Below are 16964 nucleotides of genomic sequence, written 5' to 3'. Positions count from 1 at the left end.
CCTGGTCCTTCTAATGCAAGGATTAAATTGTTCCGCAAACCTTTTCAATCAATTCCGCAGGGAATTGCATTGACTGCATGATGTGCTCAACCATGCTGCATTTACGGCCGGTATTGGTATTGGTGATCACCCAGTACGGCGTGCCTGGCACGTGTTTTGGTTTGGTTTGATTACCATTTTTCAGCAGCGTCTGTTCATCCGCTGCAAAATAAACGCGCGTACGACCATGCAACGATTCTGTTGCTTCGGCGAACGCGTTTTGATCCAGTGAATAGAGTGTAGACAGCACCAGCATAAAGCGATTTACTGCTTTCTTCTGCTCCGCGTATTCGTCGGACAGCAGCAGTTCACGCATGGCGCGCACTTTATCTTTTACGGGGTTAACCGGCTTCGCTTCCACGACGGCTTGCACAGCGCGGACTTCTTTAACTACCGGAGTGACAGGCTGTGATGCGGCGGAAAATTTCAACATACGCCGTAAAATGTCGGATGCGCTCTCGCCGATATGCTTGGTGTGGCTGGCAATATAGCTATAGAGTTCATCATCAACTTCAATCGTTTTCATCTTAATCCAGTGCAGTGTTTAGCTGAATACAAGTTGTTGGGTTAACACGCGTAGTGTAAAGGCAAATCCCAACAGCGGATAGCGTCAAGCCTGGTGGCGGGCAAAACTCAGAGTAACCGTAGTTGTTGCAGCCATGTGGCAGAATGGTCAACATGATACCCTAACCCGTGAGTGTGAAAAAAAGAACTTTGCCATGAAATTGAATATCCGAGCGCAATCTGCGCAAAACCTGCACAATAATTCTCCCATCGTCCTGGTTCACGGCCTGTTTGGCAATCTGGATAACCTGGGGATCCTGGCGCGCTCCCTGGTAGCCGATCACGATATCATCCAGGTTGATATGCGAAACCATGGACTCTCCCCTCGCTCGCCTGAGATGAATTATCCGGCCATGGCACAAGATCTGCTGGATACGCTGGACGATCGGCAGATAGATAAAGCGATCTTTATTGGTCACTCGATGGGGGGAAAAGCCGTCATGGCGTTAACCGCGCTGGCTCCAGAGCGTGTCGAACGGCTGGTCGCTATCGACATCGCCCCCGTTGACTATCATGTGCGCCGTCACGATGAGATTTTTGCGGCAATCAATGCTGTAACCGATGCGCAGGCCACTTCGCGTCAGCAGGCGGCGAGCGTCATGCGTCAACATCTGCAAGAAGAAGGCGTAATCCAATTTCTGCTGAAATCATTTGTCGACGGCGAGTGGCGTTTTAACGTTCCCGTGCTGTGGGATCAATATCCCCATATCGTCGGTTGGGAGACCATTCCGCCGTGGGAGCACCCGGCGCTGTTTATCCCTGGCGGCAACTCACCGTATGTTACCGAAGCGTATCGCGAACAGCTGCTGGCGCAATTCCCGCAGGCTCGGGCGCACGTTATTGCTGGCGCGGGTCATTGGGTGCATGCAGAAAAACCGGAGGCGGTGCTGCGCGCCATCCGTCGTTATCTGGACGAGCAGGCTAACTGATTAAAAACTCAGCGTCTGCGCGCGATTACGCGCGTGGGCGTTGGCGTGTCCCCCCTGCTGATGTATTATGGCGCGCTATCCATCCGGGCAGACGCCTGGCTGATTGTTTCCCCGAAGTCACCAAGATCATGGCCAAAGAACAAACGGACCGTACGACATTAGATCTGTTCGCGCAGGAGCGTCGCCCGGGACGACCCAAAACTAATCCGCTCTCGCGTGATGAACAGTTACGTATTAACAAACGTAATCAGCTTAAACGCGATAAAGTTCGCGGGCTTAAGCGTGTCGAACTGAAACTGAACGCTGATGCCGTTGACGCTCTGAACGAGCTGGCCGAGGCGCGCAATATGAGTCGCAGTGAACTCATCGAAGAGATGCTGATGGCCCAACTCAGCGCATTGCGCGGTCAGGCATAGTCTGAATTTCTGCTCTAAATCATAAATCGTGTAGCACAGAGTGCAGTCCCGCGTGTTTGCTGTTTCCGCATGCCTGACTGTTCTGCTATGATTGCCCTTATCCGTGGGCAATGCGCCACCACCATTTCAATAAGTTTCAAGAGGTTATTTTACTCATGGCAATCACTGGCATCTTTTTCGGCAGCGACACCGGTAACACCGAAAACATCGCAAAAATGATTCAAAAACAGCTTGGTAAAGACGTTGCCGATGTTCATGACATTGCAAAAAGCAGCAAAGAAGACCTCGAAGGGTATGACATACTGCTGCTCGGCATCCCAACCTGGTACTACGGTGAAGCGCAGTGTGACTGGGACGATTTCTTCCCTACCCTCGAAGACATTGATTTTAACGGCAAACTGGTTGCATTGTTCGGCTGCGGCGACCAGGAAGATTACGCAGAATATTTCTGCGATGCGTTAGGCACAATTCGCGACATCATCGAACCGCGCGGCGCAACCATCGTTGGTCACTGGCCGACAGCGGGTTATCACTTTGAAGCGTCCAAAGGTCTGGCTGACGACGACCACTTTGTCGGTCTGGCTATCGATGAAGATCGCCAGCCTGAACTGACCGCTGAGCGCGTAGAAAAATGGGTTAAGCAGATCTCTGAAGAGCTGCACCTCGACGAAATCATCAATGCCTGATTTCGTGCGGCGCAGATTTTCATCTGCGCCGCATCAATAGATAAAACCAATCAAAATAATTGCTACAAATTTGTAACTTTTTCGTCTGACCCTGTACAATGGCTGGATGCCAATCGGGTGTTGCACAGTGTGTTTGTCGGCGATACCACGTTTTGATTAACAATATATGCCAGAGACTTGCAGTTTTCATTTAGCCATGGCAGTTCTATAATGAATCGCATTATCTCAAGTGCAATTTCTGTCACTTCTGTTAATGAAGTGAATCGTTTAGCTACAGGACAGATTCCGCATGACTGACAACAATACCGCATTAAAGAAGGCTGGCCTGAAAGTAACGCTTCCTCGTTTAAAAATTCTGGAAGTTCTTCAGGAACCGGATAACCATCACGTCAGTGCGGAAGACTTATACAAACGCCTGATCGATATGGGTGAAGAAATTGGTCTGGCGACCGTGTATCGCGTGCTGAACCAGTTTGATGATGCCGGTATCGTGACCCGCCATAATTTTGAAGGTGGTAAATCCGTCTTCGAACTGACTCAACAGCATCATCACGATCACCTCATCTGCCTTGACTGCGGCAAAGTGGTCGAGTTCAGCGATGATTCCATCGAAGCCCGCCAGCGTGAGATTGCGGCTAAACATGGCATTCGCTTAACTAACCATAGCCTCTATCTTTACGGTCACTGCGCCGAAGGCGATTGCCGCGAAGATGAGCACGCCCACGACGGCAAATAATGTAATGCTTTCTGAAAAGCCAACCCTCCGGTTGGCTTTTTTTATGGGCGTTACCTGCCCTTTTCCCCTTCCCTCCGCTCCTGTGTTGCTTTAATGTAAAAATCAATTGCCCCTTCCGGAGAGTCGAAATGGAACTTCGCCAGCTACGCTATTTTGTGCGCATTGTAGAAACCGGCAGCATGGGTAGCGCGGCGCTCGATCTCAATATCGGGGTTTCGGCACTCAGCCAGCAAATGTCGCGTCTGGAAAACGAACTCGCTATTCGCCTGCTGCAGCGCACCTCGCGAGGCGTGTCGCCGACCAGCGCCGGACTGGCTTTTTACTCCCAGGCGCAGCTGGCGCTCCGTCACGCAGACGATGCGATCCTCGCCGCACGAGAGTCCCGGCTTTCCGGGCACGTCAGCGTCGGTATGGCTCCCAGTACCGCTTCCGTTCTCGGTATGCCTTTTATTCACGCCATGCGGGAAAGCTATAGCGATGTTCGCCTGCACGTGGTGGAAAGTCTCTCTGGTAATCTGGAACGGATGATTAATACCCGCCAGATTGATCTGGCTGTGGTGTTTCAAAAAGAAAAGATCCTGCGCTGGAGTGCCAGACCGATTCTCGAAGAACGGCTGTTTTTGATTGGGACCCATACCCTACTGGCTGATATTGCCGATGACAATATTGCGCCTGCCCAACTGGCGAGTATTCCATTGATAATGCCAAGCCCAGGCCACGGTCTGCGCGGCAGGCTGGAGGCAATTAGTCAGGAACACGCGCTGAACATTGAGATCGCTACAGAAATTGATGGTCTGGCGCTGCTGATGCGCGCCGTGCGCAGTGGCATTGGCGCCACTCTTCAACCCGGAGCGGCGATTTCCCATCTCGATAAAGAGACGCTAAGAGTGATCGGCGTCCATAATCCGATACTTAGCCGCCCCAACTTTCTGGTGAGCCTCTCTGACGATGAGCTCACCCCGGCGGGCCTCGCTGCCCGCGTGGTACTGACGAAAGTGATGCATCAACTGGTAGAAGCAGGAAGCTGGCCAGGTGCCATCCTTTACAATAACTAAAGCCCTCTTTAGCACTACGTCATAGCGCCCGCACAAGCCGTACGTATACATTTCAATTACAAATTTAACAATTAGTTAAATGGTAATGGAGTATACGATGGTTGATGTTCTGGTGATTGGCGGTGGCAATGCTGCCTTATGCGCTGCCCTTACCGCCCGGGAGCAAGGCGCTTCCGTTTTACTACTCGAAGCGGCTCCCCGGGAATGGCGTGGGGGAAATTCCCAACACACGCGTAATCTGCGCTGTATGCATGATGCGCCGCAGGATGTGCTGGTGGAAAGCTATCCGGAAGAGGAGTTCTGGCAAGACCTGCAGCGCGTCACAGAAGGAAATACCAACGAAGTCCTGGCGCGTCTGGTGATCCGTACCTCATCACATTGCCGCGACTGGATGCGCCAGCACGGCGTCAATTTTCAGCCTCCACTCTCTGGCGCTTTACACGTGGCGCGAACCAACGCTTTTTTTATGGGGGGCGGTAAAGCTCTCGTGAATGCCTATTATCGCAGCGCAGAAAAGCTGGGCGTGCAAATCCGCTATAACACACCGGTGCAGGCGCTTGAACTGCACAACGGCGAGTTCGTGGCGGCGTTGGCAGGCGAAGAGCGTATCACCGCTAAGTCCTGCGTGCTTGCCGCGGGCGGGTTTGAGTCTAACCGCGAATGGCTACGAGAAGCGTGGGGAGAGAACGAGCGCGGCGAGTGGCCTGCGGATAACTTCCTGATTCGCGGCACTCGCTTTAACCAGGGCGTACTGCTCAAATTTATGATGGATGCCGGAGCCGACATTATCGGCGAACCCTCCCAGTCACACTGCGTGGCTATTGATGCCAGAGCACCATTATATGACGGCGGGATTTGTACTCGCGTGGACTGTGTTTCGCTCGGCATAGTCGTCAACCGTGACGCTGAGCGTTTTTATGATGAAGGCGAAGATTTCTGGCCGAAACGCTACGCCATCTGGGGACGTCTGGTCGCTCAACAGCCAGGGCAGATTGGTTACTCCATTATCGACAGTAAAGCCATCGGCCACTTCATGCCTCCGGTCTTTCCTGGCGCACAGGCCAATACGCTGGCAGAGCTGGCTCATCAGTTGGGGCTGAATGGTGAACGCTTTACCCACACCGTGACGGAGTACAACAACGCCTGCCAGCCCGGCCAGTTCGACCATACCGTTCTGGATAACTGCGCCACCAAAGATTTGCTACCCGCGAAAACGCACTGGGCACGACCGCTGGACCAACCGCCATACTACGGCTATGCCCTGCGACCAGGGATCACCTTCACCTATCTCGGGTTAAAAGTGAACGAGCGCGCTGCCGTTCACTTTGCCGGGCAGCCAAGCCGTAACCTGTTCGTCGCCGGAGAGATGATGGCAGGCAACGTGCTGGGCAAGGGTTACACCGCAGGTGTGGGCATGTCAATCGGCACAACCTTTGGCCGTATTGCCGGAAAAGAAGCCGCGCTGGCCGCACGTAAGGAGACTCGTCATGAGGCAGCTTGAGAAACTGATTATCGAAGCGCAAATTATCACTGAACCGGAAGCGGAAGTTGAACGCGTGATGCAGGTCTGCAACGCCTGTCGCTATTGTGAAGGATTTTGCGCCGTGTTCCCGGCCATGACGCAGCGCCTGGAATTCGGTAAAGCGGATATCAATTATCTGGCAAACTTGTGCCATAACTGCGGCGCTTGCCTGCACGCGTGTCAGTATGCCCCACCTCATGAATTTGCCATCAACGTACCTAAAGCGATGGCGGAAGTCCGGCTCGAAACCTATCAGCACTACGCGCAACCCGCCGCCTTTGGCGCGCTTTATCGTCGCGCAGGCGTCACCGTGACGCTGGCGCTGGTTTTCGGTCTGATCCTGTTTTTACTACTCGCCATCGGTTTGAAAGGTTCACTATTCCATCCTCCGCTGGCTGGGGATTTCTATCAAATTTTCCCGCATAACCTGCTGGCCTGGATGTTTGGTTCGGTCTTTATTCTGGCGATCGGTTTGCTGATGGCGGGCGTGATCCGCTTCTGGCGCGAGATCTCTCCGGGTATGCCGCGTTCCGCCGAGATTGCTGAAGCCTCACACGATGCGCTGACGCTGAAATATCTCGATGGTGGCCACGGCAAAGGGTGTAACGAAGCGGATGATGCCTTCACCCTGATGCGCCGCCGTTTCCATCACTTCACCTTCTACGGTTTTATGCTCTGCTTTGCCGCCACCGTGGTCGCAACGGGCTATCACTACTTTGCCGGCATAGAAGCGCCCTATCCGTTCTTCAGCGTTCCGGTGATGCTGGGCACGTTGGGTGGCATTGGCCTGGTTGTCGGCCCGGCTGGCTTGCTATGGCTCAATCTCAAACGCTCACCGCTACATGGCGACGCAAGGCAGAAACCGATGGATCGCGGTTTTATTTTGCTGCTGCTGCTGACCAGTCTGACCGGTCTGGCGCTGCTGGCGGGAAGAGACACTTCATGGATGGCTATTTTACTGGCCATTCATCTCGGTGTGGTCATGGCGCTTTTTCTGACCATTCCTTACGGAAAATTTGCCCATGGATTTTACCGCTGCGCAGCCTTACTCAAGTGGGCGATTGAGAAACGGCGCGGCAAACAGGCGGGGGTCACAGGCGACTAACCCGCAAACTCTTACCTCTATAAATATTATGATAAGACAGTGGAGCAAACCCAATGACACAACAACCATCGCGCGCCGGAACTTTCGGCGCAATACTGCGGGTAACCAGCGGTAATTTTCTCGAACAGTTCGACTTTTTTCTGTTCGGTTTTTACGCCACCTATATCGCCAGGACTTTCTTTCCTGCGGAGAGTGAATTTGCCGGGCTCATGTTGACCTTCGCGGTATTCGGCTCGGGTTTCTTAATGCGACCGGTTGGGGCAATCGTGCTGGGCGCTTACATCGACAGAATTGGTCGCCGTAAGGGACTGATGGTGACGCTGGCGATTATGGGCTGCGGTACCCTGCTGATTGCCCTGGTTCCCGGTTATCAAAGTATTGGCCTGCTGGCTCCTGTGCTGGTATTAGTCGGTCGATTATTACAGGGCTTCTCTGCGGGCGTGGAGCTGGGCGGCGTCTCGGTTTATCTGTCTGAAATCGCCACGCCTGGCAATAAAGGCTTTTACACAAGCTGGCAGTCCGCCAGCCAACAGGTCGCGATTGTGGTAGCTGCATTGATTGGTTACGGCCTGAACGCCACGCTGGGGCACGATGAGATCTCTGAATGGGGTTGGCGCATTCCTTTCTTTATTGGTTGCATGATTATTCCTTTGATCTTCGTCCTGCGCCGTTCGCTTCAGGAGACCGACGCATTTTTACAACGAACACATCGGCCCGACACCAGGGAAATTTTCACCACTATCATCAAAAACTGGCGCCTCATTGCTGCGGGTACGCTGCTGGTGGCGATGACCACTACAACGTTCTATTTCATTACCGTCTACACCCCGACCTACGGCAGGGCTGTACTCCACCTGAGCGCGCGCGACAGCCTGGTAGTCACCATGCTGGTCGGTATTTCTAACTTTATCTGGCTGCCGATTGGCGGGGCAATTTCTGACCGAATTGGTCGTCGTCCAGTGTTGATGGGGATTACCGTACTCGCACTGATCACCACCTGGCCGGTAATGCACTGGCTCACCGCCGCGCCAGATTTTACGCGCATGACGTTGGTCCTGCTTTGGTTCTCGTTCTTTTTTGGGATGTATAACGGGGCAATGGTAGCCGCACTCACCGAGGTGATGCCGGTCTATGTGCGTACGGTGGGTTTTTCACTGGCATTCAGTCTTGCCACGGCGATTTTTGGCGGCCTAACGCCGGTCATATCCACAGCGCTGGTTCAGCTCACCGGGGATAAAAGCTCACCAGGATGGTGGCTGATGTGCGCGGCACTTTGCGGACTCGCCGCCACGGCAATGCTGTTTGTGCGGCTGAGTCGGGGTTATCAACCGGTGGAACATAAGCTCTGAAAAGCAAACGGGCGGAAAAATTCTCCGCCCGTTGTATTTTCATTTTTCGATTTACTGCGCAGTATTCTTGCTACGAATTTCCTGCCAGACTTTGTTGCAATCAGCATTAACAGACTGATCGTTACCCGTGCGCGTGGCCTGGATACACTGCTGATAATCCAGTACGCGTACGCTTTCTTCATTGGCAAACTGCTGGTGCTGCTTTTCTTTCTTCAGCACATTCAACACGCTTTGGCAGGCTTCTATTTTCTCCGGCGATCCTTGCGCGGTATTAATACACGCGCTGTAGGCTTCTTTCAGACGGCTGTCTTCTTTCGGCGCAGGGGATTGTGCACAAGCCACCAGCCCTGATGCCATAACGGCGATGAGTATCAGTTTTTTCATAGCACTTTCCTCAACGATGCGGCAGGCGCCAGGCCTGCCGCTGTTGGCATTAGAAGATGGTGAACGGAGCAATAACGATGAATTTCACGTCACGCTCATCCTGGAAGATGTTGCCGTAACCACCGCCCCAGCTCGGAATATCTGAATGGTTGTCGTACTGGGTGAAGTGCAGTTTAAACATGGTGCCCTTCGCACGACCGTCCTGCAGGGTATAAACCGCATCCAGGCTGTAAGAAGACTCTTCGATAGTCCGGTTTTTGTCGTAGTACGCATCCGGGTTGAGCTGCCAGGTAGAAGGTTTGGCATCCCATGCGTAAACGTAGGACGCGCCCACTGCCCAGCCCGGCAGGTTCCAGTTCTTCATGTCATACATTGCGCCGAAGAAGACTGCCTTTTCTCCGTTGGCGTTGAAGTCGGAACGGTTATCCCACCAGACATCAAGGCGACCGTTGGATGAGGCGTAGGTCGGCGTCATACGTTGCAGGAAGTAACCCTGCTGCCCGTCCGCTTTAACCCAGGTCCCTTCCAGACGCAGGTCAACCACTTCCGCCACTTTGTAGCCGAAGGTCAACGCCTGCAGCCAGGCCGTACCGTCATAAATATCGTTCACGGTGCGGTCATCAACTTTGTCACGCGCGCCGTAGAACTGGTAGCTGGTGGTAAACGGGTTACCGCCTAAATCGAATTTGTAGCTGGCTTTTGCGAAGTACTGATCGACGTAGCCTTCAGACTGACCAAATGCCGCTTCCAGCAACAGGTTATTTTTGAAGTCATATTTCGCGCCGATTGAGTGCAGGTAATCTACGCTGGTCTTTTTATCAGCCTGATAGAATTTATCGACTTCGGTGTGCCACGGTGCTTTATATTCGTTGGCCCACATATAGGAGAAGCTCAGTGCACCCGCATCACCATAGTCGAAGTTGGCGCCGGCTTCAGCACCCTGATAGGTCCCTGGCATAAAGCTCCAGTGCGGAGCCAACAGAGTCTGTCCGGTTGGTTGAATGTAACCGGCACGCGCCCAGGTTGGGCCGTATTTAAATTTGGCTGCTGCTTTATAAAGACTAATTCCGCTTTTATCGCCGGAGTAATCTTCGTCATAGCCTTTATTTTTTGAAGAGAATGCGATTTCGTTTGGATGGCCGCTTTCGCTACTTTCGTTCATTTCAATAGCGGTGAATGCTGCGATATCAATACCAAACATATCGGCCGCATAACCGGACTGGAAGTCGAGGTTAGCGTTCCAGGTGGAGTGAGAAAGGTTGGTTTTGTATTTGTCATGATCGGTCACATCTTTACGGTCACGCTCACGCTGCCAGTAATAGATGCCGCCGGTTAAAGTGGAATCATCAATGAAACCTTCGGCGTGTACCTGGGGAGCAACAACAAAACCCGACATTGCTGTGATACCGGCGATAGCCAGCGCCAGCGTACTACGTTTGCCACTAAACGTACGCATATGTTAATCCTCTTTGACGTATAACCCTTCGTCTTTCAAGCCGCATCTGCGTTGGCTTTCCTCGCTCATCCCAGTCACGTACTGATGTACGCTCCCGGGAATTCGCTGCGTCGCCGCCTTGATGCAACTCGAAATCCATTGGGTATTAAATGCTGCCGATAAAGCGGTCAGCGAAAAAACAAAAATTAAAAAAGTAGCGCTAAGAAAACCTCAGTGACTACAATGAATAGACTATTTTTCGCGACGCGAATTATCAATCTCTTTCTGTAACGAGTATGTAATAGTATGAGCAACCGCACATATTTCATTGCTTTCTGTTACATTTTCATTGAGAGATAAAAAAGCGTTGAGAAAATGAAAAAAAGGCTTGTTTTCCATGGAGATGAAATCGGTTTCAGCCCATTTCATATTGAGGTAAGTTATTTAAACGCAAAAACATTCAGCCAATCCATTATTACAGACATGTAATTAATTCGCTCCGCAAACGGAGCCTGGCGCACGGTTTTTTTGCGAAAAAAAACGCCGCATGAAGCGGCGTTTAGACAGGATATGAGGCAGCTTATTCGCCCACTTTAGCCCACGTATCACGCAGACCAACGGTGCGGTTAAACACCAGCTTGTCAGCCGTTGCATAGCGGCTGTCGAGGCAGAAGTAGCCTTCACGTTCAAACTGGAACGCCTTGCCTGCAACCGCGGCCTGCAGCGACGGCTCGCCGTAGCCGTGTTTAATGACCAGCGACTCCGGGTTGATGACGGACAGGAAATCTTCCGCCGCACCTGGATTTGGTACGCTAAACAGGCGGTCGTACAGACGGATTTCAATCGGCAGCGCATGGGACGCGCTTACCCAATGAATAACGCCTTTTACTTTACGACCATCGGCTGGATCTTTGCTCAGAGTGTCCGCATCGTAAGTGCAGAAAATGGTGGTGATATTCCCTTCCGCATCTTTCTCTACACGCTCGGCCTTGATCACGTAAGCGTTACGCAGACGTACTTCTTTGCCCATCACCAGACGCTTGTACTGCTTGTTGGCTTCTTCACGGAAGTCCGCGCGATCGATCCAAATTTCACCGCTGAACGGCACTTCACGGCTGCCCATTTCCGGTTTATTCGGATGGTTAGGCATGGTGACCAGTTCGCTCTCGCCCTGCGGGTAGTTTTCGATAACCAGTTTCACCGGATCGATAACCGCCATCGCGCGCGGGGCGTTTTCATTCAGATCTTCGCGAATACAGGATTCCAGAGAAGCGATCTCAATGGTGTTGTCCTGCTTGGTCACGCCAATACGTTTGCAAAACTCACGGATAGCGGCGGCGGTGTAACCACGACGACGCAGACCAGAGATCGTTGGCATACGCGGATCGTCCCAGCCTTCAACGTGCTTGTCAGTCACCAGCAGATTCAGCTTGCGCTTGGACATCACGGTGTATTCCAGATTCAGGCGCGAGAATTCGTACTGGCGCGGATGAACCGGAATAGTGATGTTGTCCAGCACCCAGTCGTACAGACGACGGTTATCCTGGAACTCCAGCGTACACAGTGAATGCGTAATGCCTTCCAGCGCATCGCTGATGCAGTGGGTAAAGTCGTACATCGGGTAGATGCACCACTTGTTGCCGGTCTGGTGGTGTTCGGCGAATTTAATACGATACAGCACCGGATCGCGCATTACGATAAACGGCGAAGCCATATCGATTTTCGCGCGCAGGCAGGCTTTACCTTCTTCAAAACCCCCGGTACGCATTTTTTCGAACAGCGCCAGGTTCTCTTCGACGCTACGATCGCGGTACGGGCTGTTTTTGCCAGGCTGAGTCAACGTGCCACGGTATTCGCGGATTTCGTCCGCTGACAGTTCGTCAACGTATGCCAGACCTTTATTAATAAGCTCTACCGCATAGGCGTGAAGCTGATCGAAGTAATCCGAAGAGTAGCGAATATCGCCAGTCCAGTGGAAACCTAACCATTCAACGTCGTTTTTAATCGACTCAACGTACTCGATATCTTCTTTAACCGGGTTCGTATCATCAAAACGCAGGTTGCACTGGCCCTGGTAATCTTGCGCAATGCCAAAGTTCAGACAAATGGATTTCGCGTGGCCAATGTGCAGATAGCCATTTGGCTCCGGCGGAAAACGTGTATGGATAGTGGTGTGCTTACCACTGGCCAGATCTTCATCGATGATCTGACGAATAAAGTTACTCGGGCGGGCTTCAGCCTCACTCATCGTGGATTCCTCAAAGCGTAAACAACGTATAACGGAACATGATCTTATAAGCGACGTCAGGAGACAACTATTAGTTGCACAAAAAAGGTGTTTCAACAGGATATATGAGGGTATTTGCTGCAAAAAAAAGCGGCGGAGGAAGATCCCCCGCCGCTTAAGGCACTTAACTCACTTTACTCAGGAGCAGTTATTTACCTTTAATCTCATACAGTGGTGTTTGACCGGCAACCACATGACCTTCGGCTTTAATGACCAGAGCGCCGAAATCATCGCTGTTGCTGCACACAACCGGGCTAATCATGGAACGTGCGTTGGCGTTCAGGTACTCCAGGTCCATTTCCAGAATCGGTTGGCCTGCAGTCACTTCCGCGCCTTCTTCAACCAGACGCTTAAAGCCTTTACCTTCCAGCGCGACGGTATCGATACCCATATGGACCACGATTTCCGCGCCTTTCACGGTTTCCAGACAGAACGCATGGTTAGTGTTGAAGATTTTCACGATGGTGCCCGCAGCCGGAGCAACCACGATTTTATCCGTTGGTTTCACCGCCACGCCGTCGCCTACCGCTTTGCTGGCGAAGGCTTCATCAGGAACCTGCTCCAGCGCAACGACGTCACCGGTAATCGGAGAAACCAGCGCTTCAACGGTTGCTGCGTTTGCTACAGCCTGCGGTTTTGCAACCGGAGTCGCTGCTGCTGGCGCAGTTTCGCCAGACGCTGCCGCCACCGGACCACGCGCGACAACTTTTTTCATTTCGTCGCCGATGGATTCAGCTTTCGCACCCACAATGACCTGGATAGTTTGCTTGTTCAGCTTAACCACTCCAGAAGCACCTAAACGTTTACACATCGCATCGTTTACGCGACCGGAGTCGGCAACGGTCAGACGCAGACGAGTGATACAGGCATCAATCGCTTTCAGGTTATCGGTACCGCCAACCGCTGCAATGTAGCTGGTTGCCAGTTGAGCCAAACCTTCTTCAGTGTTGCTGTTGGCTTCTTCAGTAACGATGTCGTCTTCTTTATCTTCGCGGCCCGGCGTTTTCAGGTTAAACATACGGATAACCGCGCTGAACAACACAAAGTAGATAACGAAGAACACCAGACCCATCGCAACCAGCATCCAGACGTTCTTACTTGCTGCCGGCAGGTTGTACATCAACACGTAGTCGATAGCACCTGCGGAGAAGGAGAAGCCTGCGTGGATACCCAGCAGTGTTGCAACGAACAGGCTGATACCTGTTAACAGTGCGTGCAGGAGGTACAGCAGTGGAGCCAGGAACATGAACAGGAATTCCAGCGGCTCGGTAACACCGGTCAGGAATGCAGTGATCGCAACGGACAGCAGCATACCGCCAACCATCGGACGACGTGCTTTCGGAGCCGCGAAGTACATCGCCAGCGCCGCACCCGGCAGACCAAACATCATGATCGGGAAGAAACCAGACATGAACATACCCGCAGTGCCGTCACCCGCGTAGAAGCGGTTGATGTCACCGTGGAATACGGTACCAGCGGCGTTAGTAAATTCGCCAATCTGGAACCAGGCGATGGTATTCAGAACCTGATGCAGACCGGTTGGGATCAACAGACGGTTGATGAAACCAAAGATACCGGAACCCAGTGCGCCTGCGCCCACGATCCACTCACCACCCGCATGGATGGCGTTCTGCACCGGTGGCCACACGTAGCCGAAGATAGCGGCCAGCACCAGACAGAAGAAGCCAGTGGCGATCGGCACAAAGCGTTTGCCGCCAAAGAAGCTCAGGAAGTCAGGCAGTTTGATACCAGACCAACGGTTATACACCGCACCGCCGACCAGACCGGTGATGATACCCGCCAGCACTCCCATATTGATGGCCGGGTTAATGGTCACCATTGCTTTGGTCAATATGAAATAACCGACTGCACCCGCCAACGCTGCCGCGCCCGCGCTGTCTTTTGACCAGCTGGAAGCCACACCGATAGCGAAAATTAACGCGAGGTTATCAAAGATAGCCCCACCCGCTTGCGCGATGAAGGGTACGTTAAGTAAATCTGGTTGGCCGAATCGCAGCAGCAGTGCCGCGACTGGCAGCACAGCGATGGGGAGCTGTAACGCCCTACCCAGCCGCTGGAAAAAACCTAAAATATTCATTTTATTCCCCCTACGAGACCCCGATTAGGCTTCTTTGAAGCCATATTTTTATTGTGCGACCATTCCTGACAGCAAGATTCTGGAGCAACGATATTAACCATTCATCTACATTCAGAGTGTGTGAAAATTTAATTCGTATCGCAAATTAAACGCGTGTTTTTTGTGATTTCAGTCACCAAATATCGTTATTAAGCCTCCCTTCCACTGGCTAACTACGAAAACTTATTTTATCATTCAAAAAATCGAAACGGATTGATCCTTACCGATGCAAAACCAGGTTACGCTTAATACTGCACAGAGACTCAATCCGCCAACTGCTTACATTTACTTTTGAGGTGAAGAATGAGACTGATCCCCCTGAATACCGCTGAACAAGTCGGCAAATGGGCTGCTCGCCATATCGTTAACCGTATTAACGCGTTCAAACCAACGGCAGATCGTCCGTTCGTTCTGGGCCTGCCGACTGGCGGTACTCCGCTGACAGCTTATAAAGCATTGGTTGAAATGCACAAAGCGGGCCAGGTGAGCTTCAAACATGTTGTAACTTTCAATATGGATGAATATGTTGGCCTGCCGAAAGAACATCCGGAAAGCTACCATAGCTTCATGCATCGCAACTTCTTTGATCACGTTGATATTCCAGCAGAAAACATCAACCTCCTCAATGGTAACGCGCCCGATATTGATGCAGAATGCCGCCAGTATGAAGAAAAAATCCGTTCTTACGGTAAAATCCACCTGTTTATGGGCGGTGTAGGCAACGATGGTCACATCGCGTTCAACGAACCGGCCTCCTCTTTGGCTTCCCGTACCCGCATCAAAACGCTGACTCACGACACGCGTGTTGCTAACTCACGCTTCTTTGACGGCGACGTAAGCCAGGTGCCTAAATACGCCCTGACCGTTGGCGTGGGCACCCTGCTGGATGCCGAAGAAGTGATGATCCTGGTACTGGGTCACCAGAAGGCGCAGGCGCTGCAAGCTGCCGTTGAAGGCAACGTAAACCACATGTGGACCATCAGCTGTCTGCAGCTGCATCCGAAAGCCGTTGTGGTGTGCGATGAGCCTTCCACCATGGAACTGAAAGTGAAAACGCTGAAATACTTTAACGAGTTAGAAGCGGAAAATATTAAAGGTCTGTAATTGATGTCTCCGCCCTGTCGATAAGTTGCAGGGCGGCATTTTTTGAAATCGGGGGTCGGAATGTATGCTTTAACCCAGGGCCGGATCTTTACCGGTCACGAAATTCTTGATGACCATGCGATTGTTGTCGCCAATGGCCTGATTGACAGCGTTTGCCCACTGGCTGAGTTACCGTCAGGAATTGAACAGCGCTCACTGAATGGGGCCATTGTTTCCCCCGGTTTTATTGATGTACAGCTAAACGGCTGCGGCGGCGTACAGTTTAACGATACGGCAGAGGCCGTGACCGTTGAAACGCTGGAAATCATGCAGAAAGCCAATGAAAAATCCGGCTGCACCAGCTACCTGCCAACGCTTATTACCACCAGCGATGACCTGATGAAACAAGGCGTTCGCGTCATGCGTGAATACCTGGCGAAACACCCAAATCAGGCATTAGGGCTTCATCTTGAAGGTCCGTGGCTGAATCTGGTGAAAAAAGGTACTCATAATCCGGGATTTGTCCGTCAGCCGGACGCTGCGCTGGTCGATTTCCTGTGCGATAATGCCGATGTGATCACCAAAGTGACGCTGGCGCCAGAAATGGTCCCGGTCGAGGTCATCACCAAACTGGTAAATGCAGGTATTGTTGTTTCTGCAGGTCACTCAAATGCGACGGTAAAAGAAGCAAAAATCGGCTTCCGCGCAGGCATCACCTTTGCGACACATCTGTTCAACGCGATGCCGTATATTACCGGCCGTGAGCCCGGTCTGGCGGGTGCGATTCTTGATGAAGCCGATATCTATTGCGGTATCATCGCCGATGGCCTGCACGTTGACTACGTTAACATTCGTAATGCCAAACGCCTGAAAGGCGACAAGCTGTGCCTGGTCACCGATGCGACCGCGCCGGCAGGTGCAAACATTGAACAGTTCATTTTCGCTGGTAAAACAATATACTACCGGAATGGATTGTGCGTTGATGAGAACGGTACGTTGAGCGGTTCATCATTAACCATGATTGAAGGCGTACGCAATCTGGTCGAACATGCGAATATCGCTCTCGACGAAGTCTTACGCATGGCAACGCTCTACCCTGCTCGCGCCATTGGCGTCGACAAACAACTCGGCAGCATCGCGCCAGGCAAAGTAGCCAACCTGACTGCGTTCACGCACGACTTTAAAATCATCAAGACCATCGTTAATGGCAACGAGGTCGTTACTGAGTAAGAGAAAG

The 16964-nt window shown here is 52.2% G+C and carries 16 protein-coding genes; 11 read left to right on the top strand and 5 right to left on the bottom strand.

Annotation, left to right across the window (positions count from 1 at the left end; genetic code table 11):
• Window positions 1–22: 22 nt before the first annotated feature.
• The gene (gene seqA, locus LA337_06370) at window positions 23–565 is read right to left on the bottom strand and encodes a replication initiation negative regulator SeqA (protein UBI17315.1); all 543 of its coding nucleotides are present in this window, start codon (window positions 563–565) and stop codon (window positions 23–25) included.
• Window positions 566–758: 193 nt separating this feature from the next.
• Here seqA and ybfF point away from each other — a divergent pair, with 193 nt between their 5' ends.
• From ybfF to LA337_06325, 9 genes are all read left to right on the top strand, one after another.
• Window positions 759–1532, top strand: coding sequence for an esterase (gene ybfF, locus LA337_06365; protein UBI17314.1), 774 nt, complete (start codon window positions 759–761; stop codon window positions 1530–1532).
• A 128-nt stretch (window positions 1533–1660) separates the two neighbouring features.
• Window positions 1661–1948: a LexA regulated protein gene (gene ybfE, locus LA337_06360; GenBank protein UBI17313.1), complete on the top strand. Its 288-nt coding sequence runs from the start codon at window positions 1661–1663 to the stop codon at window positions 1946–1948.
• Between the two features lie 155 nt (window positions 1949–2103).
• Window positions 2104–2634 (top strand): flavodoxin FldA, encoded by a 531-nt coding sequence (gene fldA / locus LA337_06355; GenBank protein ID UBI17312.1) that lies wholly within the window; start codon window positions 2104–2106, stop codon window positions 2632–2634.
• A 210-nt stretch (window positions 2635–2844) separates the two neighbouring features.
• Window positions 2845–2931, top strand: coding sequence for a ryhB-regulated fur leader peptide (locus tag LA337_06350; protein ID UBI18411.1), 87 nt, complete (start codon window positions 2845–2847; stop codon window positions 2929–2931).
• Complete coding sequence (gene fur / locus LA337_06345; GenBank protein UBI17311.1) at window positions 2924–3370, top strand: ferric iron uptake transcriptional regulator; 447 nt, start codon at window positions 2924–2926, stop codon at window positions 3368–3370. Before LA337_06350 ends, fur begins: the two co-directional genes overlap by 8 nt.
• A gap of 128 nt (window positions 3371–3498) precedes the next feature.
• The gene (gene tcuR, locus LA337_06340; protein ID UBI17310.1) at window positions 3499–4425 is read left to right on the top strand and encodes a tricarballylate utilization LysR family transcriptional regulator TcuR; all 927 of its coding nucleotides are present in this window, start codon (window positions 3499–3501) and stop codon (window positions 4423–4425) included.
• 97 nt (window positions 4426–4522) lie between these two features.
• Window positions 4523–5926, top strand: a complete 1404-nt coding sequence (gene tcuA / locus LA337_06335) for an FAD-dependent tricarballylate dehydrogenase TcuA (protein ID UBI17309.1) — start codon at window positions 4523–4525, stop codon at window positions 5924–5926.
• Complete coding sequence (gene tcuB, locus LA337_06330; protein ID UBI17308.1) at window positions 5913–7052, top strand: tricarballylate utilization 4Fe-4S protein TcuB; 1140 nt, start codon at window positions 5913–5915, stop codon at window positions 7050–7052. The genes tcuA and tcuB overlap by 14 nt, the downstream gene beginning before the upstream one ends.
• Before the next feature lie 53 nt (window positions 7053–7105).
• Window positions 7106–8401, top strand: a complete 1296-nt coding sequence (locus tag LA337_06325; protein UBI17307.1) for an MFS transporter — start codon at window positions 7106–7108, stop codon at window positions 8399–8401.
• A 51-nt stretch (window positions 8402–8452) separates the two neighbouring features.
• On the opposite strand, the gene LA337_06320 is transcribed toward LA337_06325, so the two are convergent.
• The 4 genes from LA337_06320 to nagE all read right to left on the bottom strand — a co-directional run bounded on the left by LA337_06320 (window position 8453) and on the right by nagE (window position 14605).
• Window positions 8453–8785, bottom strand: a complete 333-nt coding sequence (locus LA337_06320; GenBank protein UBI17306.1) for a hypothetical protein — start codon at window positions 8783–8785, stop codon at window positions 8453–8455.
• 49 nt (window positions 8786–8834) lie between these two features.
• The gene (chiP, locus tag LA337_06315) at window positions 8835–10241 is read right to left on the bottom strand and encodes a chitoporin (protein UBI17305.1); all 1407 of its coding nucleotides are present in this window, start codon (window positions 10239–10241) and stop codon (window positions 8835–8837) included.
• A 559-nt stretch (window positions 10242–10800) separates the two neighbouring features.
• The gene (glnS, locus tag LA337_06310; GenBank protein UBI17304.1) at window positions 10801–12468 is read right to left on the bottom strand and encodes a glutamine--tRNA ligase; all 1668 of its coding nucleotides are present in this window, start codon (window positions 12466–12468) and stop codon (window positions 10801–10803) included.
• A 187-nt stretch (window positions 12469–12655) separates the two neighbouring features.
• The gene (nagE, locus tag LA337_06305) at window positions 12656–14605 is read right to left on the bottom strand and encodes a PTS N-acetyl glucosamine transporter subunit IIABC (protein ID UBI17303.1); all 1950 of its coding nucleotides are present in this window, start codon (window positions 14603–14605) and stop codon (window positions 12656–12658) included.
• A 342-nt stretch (window positions 14606–14947) separates the two neighbouring features.
• Between nagE and nagB the strand changes: the two genes are divergently transcribed.
• Window positions 14948–15748 (top strand): glucosamine-6-phosphate deaminase, encoded by an 801-nt coding sequence (nagB, locus tag LA337_06300; GenBank protein ID UBI17302.1) that lies wholly within the window; start codon window positions 14948–14950, stop codon window positions 15746–15748.
• Between the two features lie 60 nt (window positions 15749–15808).
• A complete protein-coding gene (gene nagA, locus LA337_06295; protein ID UBI17301.1) occupies window positions 15809–16957 on the top strand; it encodes an N-acetylglucosamine-6-phosphate deacetylase in 1149 nt (382 codons plus the stop codon).
• Window positions 16958–16964: the final 7 nt, after the last annotated feature.

Source organism: Citrobacter europaeus (assembly GCA_020099315.1).
GTDB lineage: Bacteria > Pseudomonadota > Gammaproteobacteria > Enterobacterales > Enterobacteriaceae > Citrobacter > Citrobacter europaeus.
Note: the sequence above shows the minus strand (reverse complement) of the source record. Positions and strands in the feature narration are given on the sequence as shown.

Bases quoted from the DNA above. Each gene is read 5' to 3' on its own strand.
- LA337_06325 (UBI17307.1), top strand. From the start codon at position 7,106: ATGACACAACAACCATCGCGCGCCGGAACTTTCGGCGCAATACTGCGG.
- ybfF (UBI17314.1), top strand. From the start codon at position 759: ATGAAATTGAATATCCGAGCGCAATCTGCGCAAAACCTGCACAATAAT.
- LA337_06320 (UBI17306.1), bottom strand. From the start codon at position 8,785: ATGAAAAAACTGATACTCATCGCCGTTATGGCATCAGGGCTGGTGGCT.
- nagB (UBI17302.1), top strand. From the start codon at position 14,948: ATGAGACTGATCCCCCTGAATACCGCTGAACAAGTCGGCAAATGGGCT.
- LA337_06350 (UBI18411.1), top strand. From the start codon at position 2,845: ATGAATCGCATTATCTCAAGTGCAATTTCTGTCACTTCTGTTAATGAA.
- chiP (UBI17305.1), bottom strand. From the start codon at position 10,241: ATGCGTACGTTTAGTGGCAAACGTAGTACGCTGGCGCTGGCTATCGCC.
- ybfE (UBI17313.1), top strand. From the start codon at position 1,661: ATGGCCAAAGAACAAACGGACCGTACGACATTAGATCTGTTCGCGCAG.
- tcuR (UBI17310.1), top strand. From the start codon at position 3,499: ATGGAACTTCGCCAGCTACGCTATTTTGTGCGCATTGTAGAAACCGGC.
- glnS (UBI17304.1), bottom strand. From the start codon at position 12,468: ATGAGTGAGGCTGAAGCCCGCCCGAGTAACTTTATTCGTCAGATCATC.
- nagA (UBI17301.1), top strand. From the start codon at position 15,809: ATGTATGCTTTAACCCAGGGCCGGATCTTTACCGGTCACGAAATTCTT.
- tcuB (UBI17308.1), top strand. From the start codon at position 5,913: ATGAGGCAGCTTGAGAAACTGATTATCGAAGCGCAAATTATCACTGAA.
- fur (UBI17311.1), top strand. From the start codon at position 2,924: ATGACTGACAACAATACCGCATTAAAGAAGGCTGGCCTGAAAGTAACG.
- fldA (UBI17312.1), top strand. From the start codon at position 2,104: ATGGCAATCACTGGCATCTTTTTCGGCAGCGACACCGGTAACACCGAA.
- nagE (UBI17303.1), bottom strand. From the start codon at position 14,605: ATGAATATTTTAGGTTTTTTCCAGCGGCTGGGTAGGGCGTTACAGCTC.
- tcuA (UBI17309.1), top strand. From the start codon at position 4,523: ATGGTTGATGTTCTGGTGATTGGCGGTGGCAATGCTGCCTTATGCGCT.
- seqA (UBI17315.1), bottom strand. From the start codon at position 565: ATGAAAACGATTGAAGTTGATGATGAACTCTATAGCTATATTGCCAGC.